The sequence below is a fragment of the Streptomyces macrolidinus genome, assembly GCF_023887685.1.
GTDB classification, from domain to species: domain Bacteria; phylum Actinomycetota; class Actinomycetes; order Streptomycetales; family Streptomycetaceae; genus Streptomyces; species Streptomyces macrolidinus.
This window is the reverse complement of record NZ_JAMWMR010000049.1, coordinates 1-21,052: the sequence shown is the minus strand read 5'-3', so window position 1 is coordinate 21,052 and position 21,052 is coordinate 1. Positions and strand designations below refer to the sequence as shown.

Here is a 21,052-nt window from a genome sequence, read left to right as displayed (position 1 = left end):
TATGGGCACGCTGTCGGCACGGCGTGGAACGACGCCGGCCGCAGCACTTGCGTGAAGGGGCTCTGCGCTCGGCGCCGCTGTCTCCGTCGGGACGGCGTTCCCGATACGGCACGCGCCCGCTTGTTCAGGCGGGGCCGGAGCCGGAACTGCCCGCCGACTGGCCGGCGGCACGGCGGTACTCGGCGTTGATGCGCTGCGCTTCCTCGAGTTGGTCCTCGAGGATGACGATGCGGCATGCGGCCTCGATCGGAGTCCCCTTGTCGACGAGCTCGCGGGCGCGCGCGGCGATCCGCAGTTGGTAGCGGGAGTACCGGCGGTGTCCTCCCTCGGAGCGGAGCGGAGTGATCAGACGAGCCTCACCGATGGCTCGGAGGAAGGCTGGGGTGGTGCCCAGCATCTCGGCTGCCCGGCCCATCGTGTACGCGGGGTAGTCGTCGTCGTCCAGACGATCATTCAGGGGGTTGTCCGATGTCATGTCACCTCGCTGTGTAACGCGTCGAGGGGCCCTGATGCCGTACGGCACCAGGGCCCCGAAGGGAATTCAACACCATCTGTCGGCCCTACTGCTGTGCCGACCTTCTCTTTCCGCTACCCGGCCCGGCAGAGGGGGGTGCGGGGGGATCGCAGCTGCTTGACCGGGGACCACCATCCATTCCGGGGTCTTGCGGTACCCGGGCCGAGTGCTTCTCGGGCCGGGCGATCCTGATGGCGTCTGCTCCTCCGTTCCTCTGTGAACCAACACTGAGTGAACCGGTACTGCTGGCGGCAGCTCCTTGACGTGCGAGCCGCCCAGTGCGGCTCCCAGCCCCGTCACCGTCCTGGGAACACTCTGGCTTCGAGGCTCGAGAGCCGCACTGACCTGCGTACTTCGTGTTCAGCCACCCGCCAGTTCGTGTCTGCCGGGTCTCGTTCGACCGTGTCTACGAGAAGAAGCGTACCCATCTCAGGAACGAAAATCTACTCAGGCAAACGTAGATTTCACCCTTCTGGTGGAGGAAGAAGAGTGCCGCGAGCGGGCCTCACCAGTGGGCGGAAGCCGCCTCCTGCCGAGCGCGCAACTGCTTCAGCCTCACGGGAGGTTCCTGATACGGGTGGGCCGAATAAACTGTGCTGTCATGTCGAACCCTGATGAGCTGCTCGTCGCCATCTCCGCCGCGGTGGAGTCCGAGCGAAGCAATCAGATGTCGCTGACCGTGGTCGTCGGCGGCGCCGTCATCACCGGCCGGCTGGCTCCCGAGGCCGTGTGGAGGGAGCGGGTGGCGGAGGTCCTGAAGGACTCGGACCGTCTCGGCCCCTTCTCGCACGTCTTTGCGCGCGGTCCGCGAGGAAGCCGACCCGGTCGCGGCGAGGCGCCCACGCATCTGCACTTCCATCTCGCCCGGATCCTGCAGGGGAGCCTCGGCATCCCGGAGACGGGAGGCATGTACCGAGTCGCGATCAAGGACGTCAGCGCGTGGACCGTAGGAGATCTCGTCCACTTCGACCGGTGAGACGCTGGCTCCTGAGGGCGGTCTCCCGCCTGTCCTCACACGGCCACGGGGCCGGTCCCGGTGCCGCCGAGCAGTGCGGACGCGGTCTGGAGGACAGTGGGTCCACCCTCGCCCACGGGCGCGCCCTCGGGGCGGTCGTGACAGGTGAAGCCGAGACGCGCCATGGCCCGCACGACTTCGCCGGCGGTGAAGTCACGGGGGCCCTGTCGCGTGATGGCCTGGCCCACCTGCTTGACGGGGTAGCGGTCACGGACGCACCCGTGACGAGCTCGGGCCTGACACCCTTCATCGAGGTCAGCACCCCGGTCCTGGTCAGGTCGAACGGGTATCGGGCGAGGATACAGCGCACGATGCCGCACAGGTGAGAAGTCGCGGAGGAAGGAGCACCGGCCGTCCGGGGCGAGATTGATCAGCACGCGAGGGTCGGCACGCCCGGAACACGGCCGTACGCACCGACGCCGTCGGAGGGGCCACCGGGTGAGGGCAGAGGTCCGTCGAGGACGTCCCACAGACGGATCCGGTGTAGGTGGAGCTGTCGCGGAGAACGGTGAGCCGGACCAGAGTGATCAGAACTGTGCTCTGGTCGTCCCCGTCGCACACGGTCAGGTACTCGACCCGGGCACTCGCCATGACGGCCAGAGCCACCTCGACGATCATGTCGTCACATACCCGAGGCCCGTGCCCGTCGCTGCCGGCGACCACGGACGATCGGTGCGTGCGCGAGTGGTGCGGTTCATGCGGAACCTTCCTCGATGTGGGCACGGGCACGTATCAAGGAAGATTCCACAGCAGAATGATCGGCGCAGAATCGCGAGAGCGGGCCGGAAAATGACAGGTCGAATTACCCTGGAATGAAGCGAGCTGGGTCCCGCACCCCAAGGTGCGGGACCCAGCTGCGAAGTATGCGTCAGTGCCGGTGCGTCAGGCGGGAACGATGTTCTCGGCCGTCGGGCCCTTCTGGCCCTGCGCGATGTCGAACGTCACCTTCTGGCCTTCCAGTAGCTCGCGGAAGCCCTGGGTGGCGATGTTCGAGTAGTGGGCGAAGACGTCGGGGCCGCCGCCGTCCTGCTCGATGAAGCCGAAGCCCTTTTCCGCGTTGAACCACTTCACAGTGCCAGTAGCCATGTTGTTTCTCCTTCGGAGGCGGTGTCAGAAATGCGCCTGTGCGCATTCTGTGTCGCCGTGATGATCGGCCGTCGGAAAAACCTTCTGGCAACCACACCTGCAACTGATATCGACAGTAGCACGGTGCGATCGCCCTTGCACGGTCGATAATTCCGCTCCGCCGGGCGACCGAGGAATGCTCGCCGCACCCCGCGCCTATTTCTCATTTCGCGGGAACAGATATTGCTCTCCGCAGGCGCGGCTTTCCTGCGCCCGCGGCCACCGTCGTCACCGGCGGCCGGCAGCTACCTCCGCAGGGGCAGCGCGCGACTTCGTCCCGCGGCGGCGGGCGCCTTGGGCGACGTTAAGGAGTCGATGGACACCGTCCTGATCACCCGCGGCGATCAGGCCGTGTTCTCGCTGCAGGGCGCGCGTCGCCCGCCCGGACCCCCGGCCGGTCCTCTCCAGATGGTTCACACAGTCGATCAGCCGGTGCTCCCCGAACGAACGGGTCGTCGGTGATTCAAGGCAAGGCCCTCCGAATGCCCTGCGGGTGAACTGCCGCTTTGCCTCAGCACGTTGGGCACCGCAAAGCATGCGAGTGGCGCAGGGCACCCCATCGGCATGGCAACAAGTAAACCCCAGGCCGCTGACCTGGGGTTTCTCTCTGGAGCGGGTGACGAGAATCGAACTCGCGCTCTCAGCTTGGGAGGCGACGGCGCTTGCGCACAATGTGCGCTCTGACCTGCCTGGATGCTGGCTGGGCGGCACCGATGCAGGGGCGTGCTCGCACCGCTTATGACCGTGGTTGACCGCCCTTAGGCACGCTGTGGGCACGGGCTGCGCAGACTGGCGGGCAGAGCACGTGCAAGAAGCCGGTGCGGCGGTCGGCCGGGCTCTTCGACGGTCACGGTGCATGTGCTCGCGTCTCTGCAGGATCTCGCCACAGGCAGGTACAGGTTGCGGTAGTCGTACCCGGATCCAAGCATGGGCTCAGGTGGACAGTGACAGAGCCCTTGGGCGGGGCACGTCCCCGAGGAGAGATGAGAGCCATGACGTTTCTTACGGCTCGGTCCGCCGGCCGTCGTCGGACCAGGCGCACGCGACCGGCGTGTGTGCGATCGACATGACCGACGAGGACAGGCCGTTGCGCTGCCTGGTCACCGGTGCCACCGGTTACCTGGGCGGCAGGCTGGTGCCGGAGCTGCTGGCCGCCGGGCATTCCGTGCGTTGCCTGGCCCGCTCGCCAGGCAAGCTGCGGGACACCCCCTGGGCCGGGCAGGCGGAGGCCGTGCGCGGGGACGTGAGCGACGAGGTGTCCGTGCGCTCGGCGGCGGAGGGAATGGACGTCGCGTACTACCTGGTGCACGCGCTGGGCACAGGGCGGGACTTCGAGGAGAGAGACCGGCGCGCGGCCAGGATCTTCGCCGAACAAGCGCGCGCCGCCGGGGTCCGGCGGATCGTCTACCTCGGCGGGCTGACCCCGTCCGGGGTACCCGAGCACGAGCTGTCGCCCCACCTGCGGTCCCGCACCGAAGTGGGCCGCATCCTCCTGGCCTCGGGCGTGCCGACCGCCGTACTGCGGGCAGCGGTGATCATCGGCTCGGGTTCGGCCTCGTTCGAGATGCTGCGGTATCTGACCGAGCGGCTGCCCGTCATGGTGACTCCGAGCTGGGTGCGCACCCGCATACAGCCGATCGCCGTTCGAGACGTGCTCCGCCTGCTCGTGGCGTGCGCGCGGCTGCCGCACGACGTGAACCGCACCTTCGACATCGGCGGGCCGGACATCCTCACCTACCAGGACATGATGCAGCGGTACGCAGCCATCGCCGGCCTGCCCAGGCGCGTCATCATTCCCGTGCCGCTGCTCACCCCCCGGCTGTCCAGCCTCTGGGTCGGCCTGATCACCCCGGTCCCGGGTGCCCTGGCCCGCCCGCTGGTCGAGTCGCTGAAGCATGAGGTGATCTGCGCCGAGCGGGACATCCTCCGCTACGTGCCGGACCCGCCGGCGGGACCCCTCACCCTGGACCGGGCGATCCGGCTGGCTCTCCGGCGTGTACAGGACGCGGAGGTGACCACCAGATGGTCCTCGGCCTCGGCTCCTCGCGCCCCCAGCGACCCGCTGCCGACCGACCCCGACTGGGCGGGCGGAAGCCTCTACACGGATCTCCGTGAGCGCACGGTCGCGGCGTCGCCGCAGGCCCTGTGGCGGGTGGTCGAGGCGATCGGCGGCGAGAACGGCTGGTACTCCTCACCGCTGGCCTGGTCCCTGAGAGGGTGGCTCGACACGCTGGTGGGCGGTGTGGGCCTGCGCAGGGGCCGCCGGGACGCGACCCGGCTCAGGGTCGGCGACTGTCTGGACTTCTGGCGCGTGGAGGAGATCGAGCCGGGTCGGCTGCTCCGTCTGCGGGCGGAGATGCGGTTGCCGGGCCTGGCCTGGCTGGAGATGGCCGTCACACGGGATCCGCAGGGTCGCACGCTGTACCGGCAGCGGGCGCTGTTCCATCCGCACGGATTGGCCGGGCACGCGTACTGGTGGGGAGTGGCCCCCTTCCACGCTGCGGTCTTCGGCGGCATGACCCGCAACATCGCCGCCGCGGCCGAGTCGGCCGCCGGGGAACCCGCCCGCACACGCTGAGGGGGCTCAAGGAACCGTGCGCGTCTCGGTCGCCCTGTTCACCGCGGACCTGCGGACGCACGACAACCCGGTCCTGGTGGCTGCCCTCAAGGACGCGGAACGCGTGGTCCCGCTCTTCGTCGTCGACACCGGCATCCGCAGCACCGGCTTCGTCGTGCCCAACCGGGCGGCGTTCCTCGCCGACAGCCTGGCCGACCTGGACGCGGCCCTGCGCGCCCGGGGCGGTCGACTGGTGGTACGCGTCGGGGACGTGGTCGAGGAGACCTGCCGGGTGGCGGCGGAGGCTGGGGCAGCGGTGGTTCACATCGCGGCCGGGAGCAGCCGTTACGCGGCACGGCGCGAGGAGCGGCTGCGCGTGGAACTGGCCGACAGCAGACGTGAACTACGCGTCCACGCCGCCTCGTTGACGGCGGTACCGCCGGGTGCGCTGACTCCTACAGGTAAGGACAAGGACCACTTCGCGGTCTTCACCCCGTACTTCCGCCGGTGGGAGGGCTTTTCCGTACGCGGCGTCCTGCCGGCTCCGGACGCGGTTCCCGTGCCGGACGTACGCTCGGCCGGCCTGCCCCGCGCGGAGTCCCTCGCGTCGGGCCCCGCCTCGCCAGGTCTGCCCACCGGCGGGGAATCCGAGGCCCGCCGCAGGCTGCGGTCATGGCTGGCGGGCCCGCTGTCCGCATACGACGATCACCACGACGACCTGGCCGCCGACGCCACCTCCAGACTCTCCCCCTACCTGCACTTCGGCTGCCTGTCGCCGACCGAACTCCTGCACCGGGCCCGTGGCCAGGACAACCCCGGGGCGCATGCCTTCGTCCGCCAACTGGCCTGGCGGGACTTCCACCATCAGGTCCTGGCGGCCCGCCCCGACGCGGCCGACCACGACTACCGCCCCCGCCACGACCGCTGGCGCCACGTCACGGAGGAGATCGAAGCCTGGCATGAGGGGCGCACAGGCTATCCCGTCGTCGACGCGGCTCTGCGTCAACTGAGCCACGAGGGCTGGATGCCGGGCCGGGCCCGCCTGCTCGCGGCGAGTTTCCTCGTCAAGACGTTGTACGTGGACTGGCGGGTGGGAGCCCGCCACTTCCTGGACCTCCTTGTGGACGGCGACATCGCCAACAACCAGCTCAACTGGCAGTGGGTGGCCGGTACCGGCACGGACACCCGCCCCGATCGGGTCCTCAACCCACTCACCCAAGCTCGTCGTTTCGACCCCCGCGGAGAATACGTACGCCGCTGGGTCCCCGAGCTCCGAAACCTCGACGCCCGGATGATCCACCGTGTCCCGCATCTCGACGCCGCCGCTCGTGCGGACCTGGGCTACCCCGCCCCCATCGTGGATCTCGCGATGGCTGCCGCCCGGTTCAGGCAGGGGCGGGAAGCCGCCGGGTAACGGCCACCACAAGGAGAACAACCCGCAAACAACAAACCCCAGGCCTCTGACCTGGGGTTTCTCTGTAGAGCGGGTGACGAGAATCGAACTCGCGCTCTCAGCTTGGGAAGCGACGGCGCTTGGGCGGGTGCTATGGCTCTGAGCTGCACAGATGCCTTCTCATTGGAAGGCCGTGCAGGTTGGGTCGCACCGCTGTTGACCGTGGTTGTCCGCACTTACGGGCACGCTATGGGCACGGCCTCGCAGCACAGTGGGCAGAAGACGCGGGCTCTGCGCTGACTCGGCTGATTCGGAGCTCCGGCCCTGAGCGTCGTCGCGAGTGCAAAGAGGCTCGACGGCGCTGCGGTGCTGTCCGTGTATTGCGGCCGACGCCGAAGGTGGCACTGTCAGTGACAGTCTCCGCAGGAGTGGCGTCAAGAGGGATCTGGCTGGCCGGAGCTGTGCGCCGGAGTCTGGGGGCATGACCACCGCTGATACCACCACGAGTTCCGCAGGCGCGCAGTCGGCCGCCGTCCGGATGACCGGACGCCAGGTCGCCGCCCTGGTAGTGCTCCTGGCTTCGCAGTTCATGATGGCCGCCGACTTCTCCGTCCTGAACGTCGCGCTGCCCGAGGTCGGCACCGCCCTCGGGTTCTCCACCGGCAACCTCCAGTGGATCACCACGACGTTCGCCCTGTGCGCCGCCGGATGCACCCTGGTTTTCGGGCGCGTGGGCGACTACGTGGGGCGTCGGCGCATCTTCACCGCCGGTATGGCTGTCCTCGCCGTCTCGTCCCTTGTCGGAGGCGTCGCGGAGTCCCCGACGATGCTGCTGATCGCCCGTACCCTCCAGGGCATGGCCACCGCCGCCGTCACGCCTGCCGCGCTCGCCCTGCTCACCACCGCCTTCACCGAGCCCACCCTGCGCACCCGGGCGCTCGGCCTGAACAGCGTGATGATGAGCTCCGGCTTCAGCGTCGGCGCCATCCTCGGCGGTGTCCTCACGGACGTGTTCTCCTGGCGCTGGGCGTTCTTCATCAACATCCCCGTGGCCATCGCGGCGATCTTGGTCGTGCCGCTGGTCGTCGACGAGAGCAAGGCCGAGCAGCGCACCCGGATCGACCTGCCCGGTGCCGTGCTCATCACCCTCGGACTGTTCGCCGGGATCTACGGCGTCACCCGCGTCGGCAAGGAAGGCTTCGACCTGGTCGCGGGTGGCTCCCTGGTCGCCGCGGCCGTTCTGTCGGCCGTCTTCTGGGCCGTGGAGAGCCGTACCGCCGACGCTCTGGTGCCGGTGCGGGTCCTGAAGAAGCCCGACATCGCGTTCGGCAATGTGGCCGCCCTGTTCATCTTCGGCGGCGAGACCGCGCTGATCTTCTTCACCGGCCTGTACGTCCAGGACGTGCTCGGGCTGTCGTCCCTCGTCGCCGGTCTGGTGCTGCTCGGCATCGGCGTGGGCCAGATCTATCAAGACGAACTTCCTCGACGACAACGTCCGCTCGCTGTACGCCGACTGGCCCGCGGAGTCGGAGTCGAACGTGACGTATCTTCGATTCATCTCCGGAAGTCACCGGCACGATCCGCAACTGGCCGAGCTGATCGGTGAACTGGCCAGCCAGAGCGAGGAGTTCGCGGCACTGTGGTGCCGTCAGCGAGTGTCCAACTGTATCGAGGGCACCAAGCTCTTCGACCATCCGGTCGTCGGCGAACTGGAGTTGATGTACCAGTCGGCGGATCTTCAGGACGGCAATATCCTGAAGTTCTACCATGCCGAGCCGGACTCCCCGCATGAGGCGGCGCTGCAGATGCTGATGGTGGACCTGGACTCGGTGCACCACCGCTGACCTGACCCTATGAGAGCCGCAGCTTCCCCCTTGCGGCGTGTTCGGAGCACGCTGCCTGGGGGGGGGAGCCGAGTCCGGGTCAGGAGGCCCGTGATGCGGGCTTCTGTCGGTATCGATGTCTGAGCTAGGACTCCAGGGCCGAACCGCTGCACTGGCCCCACGCCTGGATCCAACGGAGCTTCACTGCGCTGCATGTGGTCCCGGCTGTCAGAACACGGGGATGCCCCGCGCGGACCCCGGCGGGCGAGCCGGGGGCGCGGGGCACCTCGTGCCCGGTCAACGCAGGTTACGGCAGGTTGGTCCACTTGTGGGACGACATCGTGTCGTTCATGGGGGCGCCGTCGTCATAGGCGAACCACTGGAGGTCGATGATCCCGACGCCGTTGTAGATGCCGCGCCGTGAGCCGGTATAACCGGCGTCCTTGTACATCCACACGTCGTCGAAGTTCCCCGGGTACCCACTGTTGATCACCGAGGAGACCTGGTCGTTGCAGCCTAAGTTTCTGTAGTCACTGACATTCCCGGACGAGGCGGCGCACTCGTTCTTGTAGCCCGCGTCCCGGTAGATGTGGAATTTGCCGTCCGCGGCGAAGGGCGATGCGGCCTCCTGGACCGGATGGGGTTCCGCCTGCGCGGCGATCGGCGTGCCTGCCAGTAGCAGGGCCGAGGCACCGGCCGCCAGCAGCAGCCTGGTCAGTTTCCTCATGGTGTTTCTTCCTCTCTCTTTCTTCCTTGTCCGGCCCTCGGGCTTTCGCCTCGAGGGAGTAATGGAGGGGGAGTTCCTCACGGGGTCCGGGAGGATGAGGCGGCGCTGTGGGCGCCAGGGCTCGCGGTAGCGGAGGGAAGGGCGGTCGGATTGGCGGCGAGGATCGCGCGGGCCCGGGGGAGGGCCGCGAGACGCAGTCGGCGCTCGGCGACGGCAAGCGTCCAGTGGGACCGCCTCAACTGCCCCATGTATTTTTCGTCGAGCGCGTCGGCGGTCCTGGCCAGCCCCGAAGTGCCGGCGCAGCGGGCCTCCGCCACGGCGAGAGTTCTCTCCTGGGAGGCGGACAGCGCCGGCTTCTGTGCGGCCGTGTGCTTCCGCAGGTCGGAGGGGCTCGCGTAGGGGTGGCCGGCCGCACGCATGCACACGGCCCAGGCGCGCACCTTCGCGGTGAACCGGGCGTCACTCAGCACTTGCTGACTGGCCATCACCGGCAGAGCGTCCATGGTCGACCTGGCCCTGAACCAGGTGTCCAGGTCCCCGTAGAGGGTGCGTTCCGACTCGGCCTGGCAGCCTTCGCTGCTGCGGGAGACCCGGGCGCCATCGGGGGTGGTGACCGTGAGGTCCATCCGGCTGCCGTTGGCAGCAGCCAGGGCCTCGCGCCTGCGTTCTTCCGGCAACGACTGAAAGTAGCGCTGATTGGGGTCTTCCTCCTTGAGCCGGGCGATTGCACGGTCGATGTCCGTGCCGTATCCGTGTGCCCGCGCCCAGGCCACGTCGTTGATCACGTAAAGGAATTCCGGCTTCGCCGGAATGCTCCCGGTGGCGGGACGGTAGACGAAGCCGTGGCGCCGCATGCAGTCGCGCAGCAGGTACTGCTCCGCGGTGCGAAGTACGGATTTCTCCTGCGACGTGACCTCGCGCGGCAGGGGCTCCCGGGCGGACGTCCCCGCGTCCGCCGGAAGGACGATGAAGCGGAGGACGACGGCGATAACGATGAGTAGGAGTGGAGCGGCTACCGCCACGGCAAGGAGCTGCCGCCGGCCGTTGGCGGTCTGGGACACGACGGTACCTCCAGTTCTCTGTGCCGGATCAAGCAGCGGTCCGGACCGGCCTTGCACAGCCCGCGTTGCTTCTCCGGGTGCCTGGCGCAGTGGCCGCGTACGTGTGTCACGCGGGGCGCTGACGTCCCGGCGCATTGCGGCTACCAGGTGGCGAACACAGCGCACAGCCGCAGCACCGAGGCGATGCTCTGCGAGCACACAGTGGCTGACTGCCGTGCCGTTGGAGTCGCTCCACACCGCATCTATGGCGGCGCCACAGACAGGCACTTCCCTCTGTCCGTGTTGACGAAGGCGCCACCGCTCGCCACAGCAGGCAGGCCCACAGAGGCCCGCTGCGCGGTGTCCGTCCCGGGACGCACCGCGGAATCTCCGTGACCGCTCTGCGACGGCCCGGGAAACGCTGCAGCCTGGGCGGTCGCGGCTCCGCTCAAGGCGCTCATCCCCGCGGCTCCAGTCGCCAGCACCACGGCCGGGGCTCGTGTCGGGCGGCCCATAGATCCCTCCTTCATGGATCGGGCACAAGGCCCGAATATCGATCAGGCATCCAGCGCCGGTGGCCAGTGACCTGCCCTCCGGCTGCTCGACCATGTTGTCTGGGCGACCAGTCGGAAAGCATGCGAGGAATCTAAAACGCGCAGGTCAGAGTAATAGTGGACCGAGATGTTCCTGCGGGGCCGGGCGGCCCTGTGTCGGCCCATCGCGTCGCACGACCGGGATGATCTTGTTCTCGCCCTGCTCTGCCAAGAGGATGAGACCGGACAGGGCGGCGGTGGGGATGGTTGATCAGTGGGTGCAGCTCGAACTTTGATGCCGCCAGCTTTGAGGAACGTCACTTCGCGAAATACGTGACGATATGTCGAGTGCTGTGCGACGGCCTGCGAAGAGGTCGTTGGCTCATCCTGGACTCACCCCCGCCCGTAGCACGGCCCCGGCCTGGCGGACCACCGAGCAGCCGTGGCCACTCTCGTTGCGGATGTGCGGATAGGAACCGATGCGCTTCTGCACCTGGAGAGTGCCTCCGGCTGGATCAGCGGCACTTTCCGCTTCACTGGCCACCTGCCGGATAGCTCGCTTCAGGAAGACCAGAGGTCAGGGAGGCGAGCTTGACGCGGATCTGGGCGGCGTGAGGGTGATCGAGTTCGGTAAGGATGTCCAGAGCATGTTGCCAGGCGTCATGGGCAGCGTCGGGGGCGTGCGCGGCCTGGTGTGTATCGCCGAGTCGATTGAGGATGTCGGCCTCCATGTACCGATCAGCGAAGCCGCGGCAGAGGTCGAGAGCGCGTTGGTAACTCGTTACAGCCCGGAAGTGGTTGCTCAGTTGGTGGTGGGTGGAAGCGATGGTGGCCCAGGCGTAGGTCTGCCCTTCGAGGTCGTCGAATTCCTCGAGTAGAGGCAGGGCCTGTTGGCAGCAGGTCAGGGCCTGTGCGTGGTCGCCGAGGCGATCATGAGACCAGCCGATAGCGGTCAGAGCTTGGGCCTCCCCCAATCGGTGGCCGAGTGACCGGTAGAGAGTGTGGGCCCGGCAGGCGAGCGGGAGGATTTCAGGGAAGAAACGGGGGCCCTGTTGAACCCGCACTCTGGCGAGGTCGATGTGGGTATCAGCCTGCCCAATCAGATTGCCGGCCTGGGTGAACAGGTCCAGGGCGTGGCGTAGGTGGAAGTAGGCGTCGTCGAAGCTGCTATGGCGGCGGTGGGCGCGGGCGACGATGCGGTGGGCGATGGGCCGCCCGAGGAGATCCCCCACCCGGTCGGCAGCGGCTACCGCAGCGTTGCCCACAACGGCCAGGTCCTGCCAGTGGCCGCGCCGGTCGAGGAAGGCGGCAAGGACGTGAGCGAGCCTCCAGGTGTGGGTGTCGAATCCGGCGGCAGCGGCGTGGCCCACGGCAGCTAGCAGCGCGACGCGTTCGGTGGCGAACCAGGTCAACGCCTGTTCGTGGTCTGCAGGGTCTTCCGGGTGGACTCCAGGCTGTGGCGGGGGCAGAGGATGCGGGTCTCGGGCCGGTTCGAGTATCCGGGCGGCGGAGTGCGCAGAGTACAGATAGTGATCCAGCACCCGATGCACCGCGGCGTGGCGTTCCTGGTCGGAGTCGGTGGAATTGGTCTGCTCAACCGCGTAGTCGCGTAGCAGGTCGTGGAAGGCGTACCGGCCTGAGGCATGTTCGATGAGCAGGCTGGCGTCGGTCAGTTCGGCCAGCAACTTCCGCACGTGGTGTGGAGAGAGGGCGGCCAGGCTTGCCGCTACCGTGGCGGAGACGTCTGGGCCAGGATGCAACCCCAGCAGCCGGAACAGCCGAGCCGCGGGTGGAGTGAGTGCGGCGTAAGACCAGGAAAACACTGCCCGCACTTCACTGGCTGGGTCACCGGTGGTCAGGACGTCCAATCGTCGGCTGGCCGAGGCCAGCTCCGCCGCCAGGGTGGTGAGGGGGAAACCGGTCTGAGAGGCGCGGGTGGCGACGATGGTCAGTGCGAGCGGGAGCCGGGCACACTGGGCGATGATCTGCTTCACCGCCTGGGGTTCCCCGGCTACACGCCGAGGCCCGATCCGGCGAACCAGTAGCTCCCGCGCTTCATCCTCGCTGAGCACGTCAAGACTGATCGGGTGCGCGCCGTCCATGGCGATCAGCCCGGACATCTGATTACGGCTGGTCACCACGACCACCGCTCCCGCGGTGCCCGGCAGCAGCGGTCTGACCTGCTGGGCGTCTCGGGCGTTGTCCAGCACCACGAGGATCCTCTTGCGGTCCATCAGGCTGCGGTACAGAGCGACCTGCGCGTCCGGACTCAACGGGATGTGCTGCGGGGTAACACCGAGGGCGTTCAGAAAACCACGAACCGCTTCGGCCGGGTCCATCGCCTGTTTCTTCGGGTCAAACCCCCGAAGGTTCACATATAACTGTCCGTCGGGGAATCGATCCCGAACCCGATGCGCCCAGTGCACTGCCAGGGCGGTCTTACCGATTCCGGCACCCCCACCCACCGACGTGATCACCACGGTCCCCGAACCGGCGCCCGAATCGACCTCCGCAGTGAGCGCGGACAACTCGCGTCGGCGACCGACAAGGTGGGGGACGGCAGCGGGAAGCTGGCGCGGCACCACCCCGCCTACCGGCGCAAGGGCGGACGGGGCGGGCAGCACGGTCAGGGACGGATCGGCAGTAAGTATCTGGCGGTGTAGGCGCTGTACAGCCGGACCGGGATCGGTACCCAATTCACCGGCGAGCTGACGGCGTAGCCCCTGATAGCACTCCAGTGCGTCAGCCTGGCGGCCACTGCGGTACAGGGCGAGCATCAGCTGGCCGGATATGCGTTCGTCCAACGGGTACTGCATTGCTCGGGTGGACAGGCTCGAGAGTAGTTCGGTATGCCGGTCGCAACGCAACGCCGCGTCAACGTAGTCAAGCTCAGCAGCCAGACGTTCATTGTCGAGGGCGTCACGAAGGGCGCTCGCCCACGGCGTGTCCAGATCGGACAGCGGCTCGCTCCGCCAGAGTTGCAGAGCCTGCTCAAACAGCTCCAAGACCTGATGATCGTCGTGAACCCTTCGGGCTTGGGCGACCAAAGAGCGGAACTCATGCACGTCCACCGCGTGTTCGTCAACGGCGAGTAAATAGCCGCCGGAACAGCGGTCCAAACGGACCTCGTCGTCAACGGCACGCAGCGCTGCGCGCAGCCGGGATATGTAGTTGTACAAGGTTTGTCGTCCCCGTTTTGGGCCACGCTCGCCCCACACATGGTCGATCAACCGGTCGGCGGAAACAGGGTGGTTGGCCTCCATCAGCAGCGCTGCCAGCACCGCGCGCTGCTTCGGATGCCCCAGATCAACCGTCACACCGCCTAGCTGGGCTTCGACGTTACCCAGCAACCGAAATCTGGCCACCATCACAGCTCCCAACCTCGCAGCCATTTCTGCTTGGTGCACTTGGCGGCGGCCCGCCGTCAAACCGCAACCTGGGCAAGAGAGGCGAAGGCAAGGTCTATCGTGGGCACCCGCCACAGCCGCGATCGTTGCGACCGCCACATACCTCTTCATCGTGTCATGTGCAGAACTCCTGGCGGATTGGAACAAGCAGGGATTGCGGGAGTGGGCATTCACGGGACGATCTTGGAAACGTGGAGCCACCCGAGATCCGACACCTGGCACACCTGCTCCTTTCCTCGGGCGAGGGCCCCGTCTCGGCTGAGGGGCTGACTGGATGGGCTGCCGTTGACAGGCAGCGAGGCAGTCGAGGTGGCCGAAGCGGCGCCGCTTCAGTGGTCGAAGAACTCGGCGAACTCGGCCGTGGGCAGGCTCGCGGTCACGACCCAACGGCACTGGTAGCAAAGGCGGCAGGGAGGCGGGAGCTTCAGACGGCGGATTCGGGCCGGATCAAGGGCGAGGGTAAGGAGAAGGCGGCAGAGCGGCGCATCGCCACCGTCGCCCAGGGCGACGGGCTCGCTGAAGCGGTGGGTATGCGGTGGCGGCTCATGGTCTACCGCGGTGCCTATGGCCCGATGCGGCCGGAAGAGCTGGCCGGCCTTCGCCGCCGTGACGTGGACCTCGGCAATCTCGTGATCCGCGTCCGCGTTGCCGAGCCGGAGCGGACCAACGGCAAGCGTGCTCCCGGCCCGACGAAGTCCGGTGCGGGCGCCCGTGTCGTCGTCCTCCCGGCCTTCCTCCGGATGGAGGTGAAGCGTCACCTTGACTGGTTCGCCGAGAAGGGGCCCGATGGGCTGGTCTTCGTGGGCGAGGAGGGCGGGGCCTTCCGTCGCACCTTGTTCGGGCGGAAGGGGGCCGTGCTCGCGCGGTCGCTGGTCTCCCACAGAAGGCTTCCGTTTCTACGATCTCCGGCACACCGCACACACCCTGTCGACTCGTTCGGGGGCCACCCTCCAGGACACGACGGTGCGCGCTGGCCACTTCTCCGAGAAGGCGGCGCTGATCTACCAGCACTCCGACGAGGAGCCGCAATGAGAAGTCGCCGCCGGGCTTGACGACCTGGTGCGCGTCGAACGTGCGAAGCACCACAACGACGACCGTGCGCACCACGAGGAGGAACCATCGGCGAGCTAATGGTGCGCTTGTGGTGCGCACACCGCCGACCGGTCTAGACAACAAACAACCCCCGGGTCAATGACCTGGGGGTTCGAAATGGAGCGGGTGACGAGAATCGAACTCGCGCTCTCAGCTTGGGAAGCGACGGCGCCTGGGTGGCCCCTATGGGCTCTGACCAGCGCAGATACTCGGCCCTTGAGGTGGTCGTGTGTGCCGGATTGCACCGCTGTTGACCGTGGTTCTCCGTCCTTACGGGCACGCTATGGGCACGCCTCCGGGGTGATTGGCATGGAGGAGGGAGCGACGGACCTTGGGAGGATTCCGCGTCCAGGTGTCTCGTGCCCGTGACATGTGTGGTTGCGGATGCGTAGGTGGGGTCGGCTTCCGGTTGTCATTCGAGGGGCATGACCCAGATACGCCAGAAACCCGCCACGGGGTGATCTTGGAGCCCGGACCCGCTACGGGGTGTCGCCCGTGAGGGTGCTGACGCGGTTCTCGTACTCGCGGCGGGCCTTGCGCTGTGCCGGGACCGCCGGGGCACCCTGGGCGCCGTCGAGGGGCTGACAGCGGGCGAGCAGAGTGCGGTGGACTGCGGGGGTGGCGCTGACGCGCAGGGTGTAGCCCTGGCCGCGCCGTACGGTCACGCCCTGGTCGGGCGCGGCCCGTTCGGCGGGCTCCAGGTCGGCCGTGCGGAGGAGGTCAGCGACCTTGCCTGGCATGTCGAGGGTGACCGCTAGCTCCGGGGAGGGGGCGTGCTCCTCCGGTCGTGAATAGGTAAGCGTCGATAATCCTGAGTGCTGTATTGGGTAGTTCGACGCGACCGCTCTTCACGCTCCGTGACAGTGGAATTTGGTGGGGCGTGCATGGACTGTGCTCATAGGATGCGAAGGATCTGCATCGACTACCTGCGGGGGACGTGTTGAGAGAGTTGGCCTGCATTGCTCCCGAGGTGCGGGATCGTCTCGTCGTTCGGTTCGGCGCTGATGTGCTCGGTTGGTGTGACGAGTTGCCCGCTCTCGTCGGTGAACTCGCTGATCGCTGGAATCTGGATCTTGCTGCGACGGGGGGCGGAGGCACCTCGCGGGTGTTCCGCTGCTTGCACGTGACTCTGGTGCCTCGGTGTGGCTGAAGCTCACGCCAGAGCCCTTGATTGCCCGCGAGGAAGCCGAAGCCCTGCGAGCCTGGGCAGATATGCCGTCGGTCGTCACTCTGCTGGCGGCGGACCCCGCCGCCGGGGCCCTGCTGCTGGAGAATGTGGAACCAGGAGTACCGGTGCGGCAGCTTGCTTGGAATTTGCCCGAGGTCGCGGCCCTGCTTCGAGATCTGCGGGTCTCGCCTCCCGTGCCGGGGGAGCACTCGGTGCTGAGGCCTCTCTCACACAGGATCGACTTCCTGTTCGACTTGACTGATCGCAGGCTGGCTGCGGCCCACGCGAACGGCGTGGTTGCCCCGACGGTGCTTGGTCAGGCCCGAGCAGCAGCCCTGGAACTTGCAGCCAGTGGGCCTGTGGGACTCGTGCATGGTGATCTCCATCCGGCGAACGTGCTGTCTGGTCCGGGAGCCCGCATGGTGGCGATCGATCCGAGGCCGACGTGGGGCGACCCGGACTTTGACGCTGTGGACTGGGTGCTTGAAGGAGTTGCAGATCCAGCCATCCTGGCGCAGAGGGTTGGGGAGCTGGCGGCGCTGGTTCAGCGTTTCCAGAGGTTGACTTTCTCGCCCCCGATCAAGGGAGCGTCGCCAGGGCCCTTCACGTGTGGCGCCATCCGTACTGGCCGGTGCGCCTGCCGGGACGGGTACCACTGCTGCCGCCAGTGGCCCCGCACGATCCACTGGTGGTGGTATTCGTGGGCAGTGGCCGATTCGGCTGCATTACCTTGTGATCTTCGGACGTCGGAGCTCAACAAGGCGGCCTGGTGCCGATCTCCACCCGCAGTCGCGCGGCGGCCTCGTCCAGCACGTCGGTCGCTCTGTGGGTGGTCATTTTCCGTGAGACGCAGACGGGCCGCCATCCCTGATCTGTCCCTGCGGGGGCCGGGGCGCAGGGCGGGCGGGTGGGCTGAGAGGGTTGTGAGGGTGAGAGCCGACGCGGTCGAGGAGTTCGAGCGGCACCGGTCGCGGCTCTTCGGCTTGGCCTATCGGATGCTCGGATCGGCAGCGGAGGCTGAGGACGTCGTCCAGGACACCTTTCTGCGCTGGCATCGCGTTCAGAATTCGACAGTGGAGTCGGTGTCGGGGTGGCTGGCCAAAGTTGCTACCAACCTGTGCCTAAACCGGCTGACGTCCGCGCGCGCTCGCCGCGAGCAGTACGTGGGCACGTGGCTGCCGGAGCCGGTGCTCACGGCCGACGGTGTCCTCGGACTGCTGGACTCGGTGCAGCAGCGGGACTCTGTCAGGCTGGCCTTCCTGGTGTTGCTCGAACGGCTCAATCCCGTGGAGCGGGCGGTGTTCGTCCTGCGTGAGGCGTTCGACTACAGCCACCAGGAGGTCGCCGAGATCGTCGGGCTGTCCACGGCGAACTCCCGCCAGGTGCATCATCGTGCTCGCCGGAAGGTGTCGGGAGCGTCCGGTGACGTCGGGCCGAGGCCCAGGGAGCAGCGCAGCGACCTGGTGAGGGGTTTCCTGGCAGCCGCGGGAGACGGCGATCTCAAGGAGCTGGAGCGGCTGTTGGCCGAGGACGTGACCGTGTGGGTGGACGGTGGCGGACAGGTCGGCGCGGCCCGGCGTCCCATCGTCGGCCACGCGCGGGTGCTCCGCTACTTCACGGGCATCATGGGCAGGGTTCCTGAGGGAGCGAAACTGGCGGCGGCAAAGGTCAACGGCGAGCCGGGAGTTCTCGTGTTTGCCGGAACAGATCTCATTGGCGTACTGGTGCCGGAGGTCGTGGACGGCCGCATCACCAGAATCTGCATCATCGCCAACCCTGACAAACTGGCTTTCTCGGCACGGCTGTCACATCAAGCGGGGCTGCCCGGTTCTTAGCGGGTGAACTGACAGCTCTTGTTGGGGGGCCACCCGTGACTGAACCCATCCTCGTAACCGGCGCCACCGGCCGGCTCGGCCGCGCGCTTGTGCCACGCCTCCGTTCCGTCGGTCATAACGTACGTCTGCTGAGCCGCAGGCGGCAGACCGGCTCCGAATGGGTGACTGGCGACCTGCTGAACGGCGACGGACTCGACGCGGCGGTCGGCGGAGCAGGCACGATTATCCACTGCGCGACCAGCACGGGCCGTGCGGACGCGGATGCCATGCGCAACCTCATCCGGGCGGCCGTGCTCGCCGGAAGCCCGCATCTGATCTACGTGTCCATCGTTGGCGTCGAGCGGGTGAAGCTGTCCTACTACCAGACCAAGCTCGCGTGCGAGCAATTGTTGGAGGAGTCAGGTCTGCCCTGGACGATCCAGCGCGCGACCCAGTTCCACGGCCTGATCTCCTGGATGTGCGACATCCAGTGGTGGCTGCCGTTGATCGTGATGCCCGCCGGGGTCAGCTTCCAGCCGATCGATGTCCGTGACGTCGCCGATCGCCTCACTGAGCTTGCGGGTGAAGCACCAATGGGACGTGCGGCAGATATGGGTGGGCCCGAAATACATGCGGCGGCCGACCTGGCCCGCACTTATGTGCGGGCCCTCGGGAGGCGACAGGCGGTGGTGTCGGTTCCGATGCCTGGCGCCGCCATTCGTGATTATCGGGCGGGCGGGCATCTGGCTCCGGAGCACGCCGTCGGGACGATCACTTTCGGTGACTTTCTGGCTGAGGGGCGGCGGGCATGAACGTGGAAAAGACGCTTCGTGCCGGGCTTGCCTTCCTCGCCGTGACCCAGTTCGTCGTCGGCTGCTGGGCGCTCTTTGCGCCCCGCTCGTTCTTCGACATCCCCTGGGTCGGCATGCACATGCAGTACAACGCCCACCTGATGATGGACTACGGCGCCATGAGCCTGGCCGGCTCGGTCGTTCTCGGCGCCAGCGTCTACACCGGCGGGCGGCTCGTGACCCGCACCGCTCTCGGCATGTACCTGATGTGGTCCGCATCCCACCTGGTGATCCACACCCGCCTTCTGCATCATCTGTTGCCCGAACAGCGTGCGCCGCTGATGCTCGCACTGAGCGCGGCGGTCGTGATTCCGCTGGTCCTGCTGTACCTGACCACGCGTCTGGAGCCACCGAAGCCCGCACTTGAACGTTGAAGGCCGCCGCCCCAGCTGCCCCCAACCGTCCAGCCACGCGAGCATCGCGGCTCGGATCTCCGGGAGGTCCAAATCGACGCGTTCCAGCAGGTCCTGAGCGCGATGCGCAAGCAGTTGGACGCGATGGACTCCGAGGAACGCCAGGAGGTCGAGGAGGCCAGCGCCGTGCTGCGAAAGGCGCGAGCCAGCCGCGGACGCGCCACCCTCCCACTGATGGTGATCAACCGGAGGTCCTCGTGACCCAGTCATCGGCGACGAACTCGAGCGCGCAGAGCCGGACTCCCGCGCAGGCCCTGAAGGAAGCCCGCCGCCGGGACAGCCGGGCCAAGCGAGCCCGCGTCCTTGAAGCGATCCGGTCGCTTCAGCAAAGCGGCGAGAAGATCACACACGCATCCGTCGCTCGCACCGCAGGCGTCTCTTCGTGGCTCACCTATGCCGACGGCGTGCGCGAACACGTTGAGGCCGCCATCAGCGACAGGCCGCACCTCGCCACTCCAAGCGAGACAACCCGGCCAGCACGACCAGCCTCCGCGTCGATCTCGAACTGGCCCGCGAGGAGATCCGCAAACTCCGCACCGAACGCGACCAGCTCCAGCACAACGCACGCCTCCACCTCGGCCAGCAGCTCGACCAGATCGGCACCGCCGATCTCACCATCCGGGTCCATGAACTCAACCATGGCAAAGCCGAGGTGGAAGCAATCCTCGGCACCGAGACCGCCGAGGCCGACGGCCTCGCACGCCGGGTGACCGAGCTCGAAGACGAGCTCACCGCCGCCCGCACCAGCCTCCGTCAGATGATCAAAAACCAGGGCAAAGGAGCCGCGTTGTCCACATGACTACCCGGCAGCCGTTCACCTGCCCAGACAAACGTGACGGTCTTCCACACCCTCAGCTTCCACTGAGCCGGACGGGGGTCCACCAGTCGGTGGACCTCAAGTTCAACCAGTCGCCGCTGTCGGCACCACACCCCCGACGAAGAGCATGGATGTCATGAAGAATCTTCCCGTACAGATGGCTCGTTGGAGTGCCGCCCACCCCTGGCGGGGCATCGTCGGCTGGTTCGTGTTCGTCGTCCTGTGCCTCGGTGTCGGCATCTCCGTGGGCGCCAACGCGGCGACCACCGAGGACTTCCGCATCGGCGAGGCGGGACGCGGCGAGGCGATGGCCGCGGAGGGCGGGTTACAGCAGCGCCCCGTCGAACACGTCCTGATCACCGCGAGGCCGGGCACCGGAAAGCTCGACATCGCCGCGGCCGACTCGGCCGCCGCCGACGTCGCCGCCCGGATGGGCAAGCTGCCCGAGGTGCTCTCCGTCGCCGACCCGGTGCGCAGCGCGGGCAAGACGGCGGTGCGGGTCACCGTCACCATGAAGGGCCCGGAGCTGGAGGGCAAGAAGCACGTCGACCCGCTGCTCGAGCAGACCGCGGCCGTGCAGAAGGCGAACCCCGGGCTGCGCGTCGAGGAGACCGGATCGCCTTCCATCAGCAAGGGCGTCGAGAAGCTGCGCGGCGACGACCTCTCGCGCACCGAGGTGATCGCCCTGCCGGTCACCCTCATCACCCTGCTGCTGGTCTTCAGCTCCGTGGCGATGGCCCTCGTACCGCTGCTGCTCGCCCTG

The 21,052-nt window shown here is 67.5% G+C and carries 18 protein-coding genes and 3 pseudogenes; 13 read left to right on the top strand and 8 right to left on the bottom strand.

Annotation, left to right across the window (positions count from 1 at the left end):
* Positions 1–124: 124 nt before the first annotated feature.
* Positions 125–475 (bottom strand): MerR family transcriptional regulator, encoded by a 351-nt coding sequence (locus NGF19_RS29315; RefSeq protein WP_252428788.1) that lies wholly within the window; start codon positions 473–475, stop codon positions 125–127.
* A gap of 640 nt (positions 476–1,115) precedes the next feature.
* Here NGF19_RS29315 and NGF19_RS29310 point away from each other — a divergent pair.
* Entirely contained in the window at positions 1,116–1,490 is a 375-nt protein-coding gene (locus tag NGF19_RS29310; protein ID WP_252428786.1) for a GvpU-like protein, read from the top strand.
* A gap of 35 nt (positions 1,491–1,525) precedes the next feature.
* Here NGF19_RS29310 and NGF19_RS29305 read toward each other — a convergent pair.
* Positions 1,526–1,839: pseudogene (locus NGF19_RS29305) on the bottom strand (SCO5918 family protein).
* Between the two features lie 572 nt (positions 1,840–2,411).
* On the bottom strand, positions 2,412–2,615 hold the full coding sequence (locus tag NGF19_RS29300) for a cold-shock protein (RefSeq protein WP_252428784.1): 204 nt from the start codon (positions 2,613–2,615) through the stop codon (positions 2,412–2,414).
* A 1,105-nt stretch (positions 2,616–3,720) separates the two neighbouring features.
* On the opposite strand from NGF19_RS29300, the gene NGF19_RS29295 reads away from it, so the two are divergent.
* From NGF19_RS29295 to NGF19_RS29280, 4 genes are all read left to right on the top strand, one after another.
* Complete coding sequence (locus NGF19_RS29295; protein ID WP_252428782.1) at positions 3,721–5,232, top strand: SDR family oxidoreductase; 1,512 nt, start codon at positions 3,721–3,723, stop codon at positions 5,230–5,232.
* A gap of 16 nt (positions 5,233–5,248) precedes the next feature.
* Positions 5,249–6,625: a cryptochrome/photolyase family protein gene (locus NGF19_RS29290; RefSeq protein WP_252428780.1), complete on the top strand. Its 1,377-nt coding sequence runs from the start codon at positions 5,249–5,251 to the stop codon at positions 6,623–6,625.
* 460 nt (positions 6,626–7,085) lie between these two features.
* Positions 7,086–8,210 carry an MFS transporter gene (locus NGF19_RS29285; RefSeq protein WP_252428778.1) on the top strand — a complete coding sequence of 375 codons (1,125 nt, stop codon included), beginning with the start codon at positions 7,086–7,088 and terminating at the stop codon, positions 8,208–8,210.
* Entirely contained in the window at positions 8,107–8,448 is a 342-nt protein-coding gene (locus NGF19_RS29280) for an MmyB family transcriptional regulator (RefSeq protein WP_252428792.1), read from the top strand. Before NGF19_RS29285 ends, NGF19_RS29280 begins: the two co-directional genes overlap by 104 nt.
* 286 nt (positions 8,449–8,734) lie before the next feature.
* Here NGF19_RS29280 and NGF19_RS29275 read toward each other — a convergent pair whose 3' ends face one another.
* The 3 genes from NGF19_RS29275 to NGF19_RS29265 form a co-directional block, all read right to left on the bottom strand.
* Complete coding sequence (locus NGF19_RS29275) at positions 8,735–9,154, bottom strand: hypothetical protein (protein ID WP_252428776.1); 420 nt, start codon at positions 9,152–9,154, stop codon at positions 8,735–8,737.
* Between the two features lie 77 nt (positions 9,155–9,231).
* The gene (locus NGF19_RS29270; protein ID WP_252428774.1) at positions 9,232–10,215 is read right to left on the bottom strand and encodes a hypothetical protein; all 984 of its coding nucleotides are present in this window, start codon (positions 10,213–10,215) and stop codon (positions 9,232–9,234) included.
* 1,045 nt (positions 10,216–11,260) lie between these two features.
* Entirely contained in the window at positions 11,261–14,095 is a 2,835-nt protein-coding gene (locus NGF19_RS29265; RefSeq protein WP_252428772.1) for an AfsR/SARP family transcriptional regulator, read from the bottom strand.
* Positions 14,096–14,577: 482 nt separating this feature from the next.
* Between NGF19_RS29265 and NGF19_RS29260 the strand changes: the two are divergent.
* Positions 14,578–15,265, top strand: a pseudogene (locus NGF19_RS29260) (tyrosine-type recombinase/integrase); the annotation flags it as partial.
* A 440-nt stretch (positions 15,266–15,705) separates the two neighbouring features.
* Here NGF19_RS29260 and NGF19_RS29255 read toward each other — a convergent pair.
* Positions 15,706–15,966: a hypothetical protein gene (locus NGF19_RS29255; RefSeq protein ID WP_252428770.1), complete on the bottom strand. Its 261-nt coding sequence runs from the start codon at positions 15,964–15,966 to the stop codon at positions 15,706–15,708.
* A gap of 400 nt (positions 15,967–16,366) precedes the next feature.
* Here NGF19_RS29255 and NGF19_RS31065 point away from each other — a divergent pair.
* The 5 genes and pseudogenes from NGF19_RS31065 to NGF19_RS29230 all read left to right on the top strand — a co-directional run.
* A pseudogene (locus NGF19_RS31065) lies at positions 16,367–16,888 on the top strand (aminoglycoside phosphotransferase family protein); the annotation flags it as partial.
* 435 nt (positions 16,889–17,323) lie between these two features.
* Positions 17,324–18,229 carry an RNA polymerase sigma-70 factor gene (locus tag NGF19_RS31060; RefSeq protein WP_252428790.1) on the top strand — a complete coding sequence of 302 codons (906 nt, stop codon included), beginning with the start codon at positions 17,324–17,326 and terminating at the stop codon, positions 18,227–18,229.
* A 35-nt stretch (positions 18,230–18,264) separates the two neighbouring features.
* Positions 18,265–19,020 carry an SDR family oxidoreductase gene (locus NGF19_RS29240; RefSeq protein ID WP_252428768.1) on the top strand — a complete coding sequence of 252 codons (756 nt, stop codon included), beginning with the start codon at positions 18,265–18,267 and terminating at the stop codon, positions 19,018–19,020.
* Positions 19,017–19,433 (top strand): hypothetical protein, encoded by a 417-nt coding sequence (locus NGF19_RS29235; protein WP_252428766.1) that lies wholly within the window; start codon positions 19,017–19,019, stop codon positions 19,431–19,433. The genes NGF19_RS29240 and NGF19_RS29235 overlap by 4 nt, the downstream gene beginning before the upstream one ends.
* A 102-nt stretch (positions 19,434–19,535) precedes the next feature.
* The gene (locus NGF19_RS29230) at positions 19,536–19,673 is read left to right on the top strand and encodes a hypothetical protein (protein WP_252428764.1); all 138 of its coding nucleotides are present in this window, start codon (positions 19,536–19,538) and stop codon (positions 19,671–19,673) included.
* Between the two features lie 190 nt (positions 19,674–19,863).
* Here NGF19_RS29230 and NGF19_RS29225 read toward each other — a convergent pair whose 3' ends face one another.
* Positions 19,864–20,100, bottom strand: coding sequence for a hypothetical protein (locus tag NGF19_RS29225; protein ID WP_252428762.1), 237 nt, complete (start codon positions 20,098–20,100; stop codon positions 19,864–19,866).
* Positions 20,101–20,124: 24 nt separating this feature from the next.
* On the opposite strand from NGF19_RS29225, the gene NGF19_RS29220 reads away from it, so the two are divergent.
* Together NGF19_RS29220 and NGF19_RS29215 are read left to right on the top strand one after the other, a co-directional pair.
* A complete protein-coding gene (locus NGF19_RS29220; protein WP_252428760.1) occupies positions 20,125–20,271 on the top strand; it encodes a hypothetical protein in 147 nt (48 codons plus the stop codon).
* Positions 20,272–20,425: 154 nt separating this feature from the next.
* Positions 20,426–21,052: MMPL family transporter (locus tag NGF19_RS29215; RefSeq protein ID WP_252428758.1), on the top strand; the 627-nt coding region annotated here is incomplete at its 3' end.

Coding starts and splice junctions, on each gene's coding strand:
- NGF19_RS29235 (WP_252428766.1), top strand. CDS start 19,017: ATGAACGTGGAAAAGACGCTTCGTGCCGGGCTTGCCTTCCTCGCCGTG.
- NGF19_RS29225 (WP_252428762.1), bottom strand. CDS start 20,100: ATGGACCCGGATGGTGAGATCGGCGGTGCCGATCTGGTCGAGCTGCTG.
- NGF19_RS29255 (WP_252428770.1), bottom strand. CDS start 15,966: ATGCCAGGCAAGGTCGCTGACCTCCTCCGCACGGCCGACCTGGAGCCC.
- NGF19_RS29265 (WP_252428772.1), bottom strand. CDS start 14,095: ATGGTGGCCAGATTTCGGTTGCTGGGTAACGTCGAAGCCCAGCTAGGC.
- NGF19_RS29295 (WP_252428782.1), top strand. CDS start 3,721: ATGACCGACGAGGACAGGCCGTTGCGCTGCCTGGTCACCGGTGCCACC.
- NGF19_RS29275 (WP_252428776.1), bottom strand. CDS start 9,154: ATGAGGAAACTGACCAGGCTGCTGCTGGCGGCCGGTGCCTCGGCCCTG.
- NGF19_RS29310 (WP_252428786.1), top strand. CDS start 1,116: ATGTCGAACCCTGATGAGCTGCTCGTCGCCATCTCCGCCGCGGTGGAG.
- NGF19_RS29230 (WP_252428764.1), top strand. CDS start 19,536: ATGCGCAAGCAGTTGGACGCGATGGACTCCGAGGAACGCCAGGAGGTC.
- NGF19_RS29300 (WP_252428784.1), bottom strand. CDS start 2,615: ATGGCTACTGGCACTGTGAAGTGGTTCAACGCGGAAAAGGGCTTCGGC.
- NGF19_RS29315 (WP_252428788.1), bottom strand. CDS start 475: ATGACATCGGACAACCCCCTGAATGATCGTCTGGACGACGACGACTAC.
- NGF19_RS29285 (WP_252428778.1), top strand. CDS start 7,086: ATGACCACCGCTGATACCACCACGAGTTCCGCAGGCGCGCAGTCGGCC.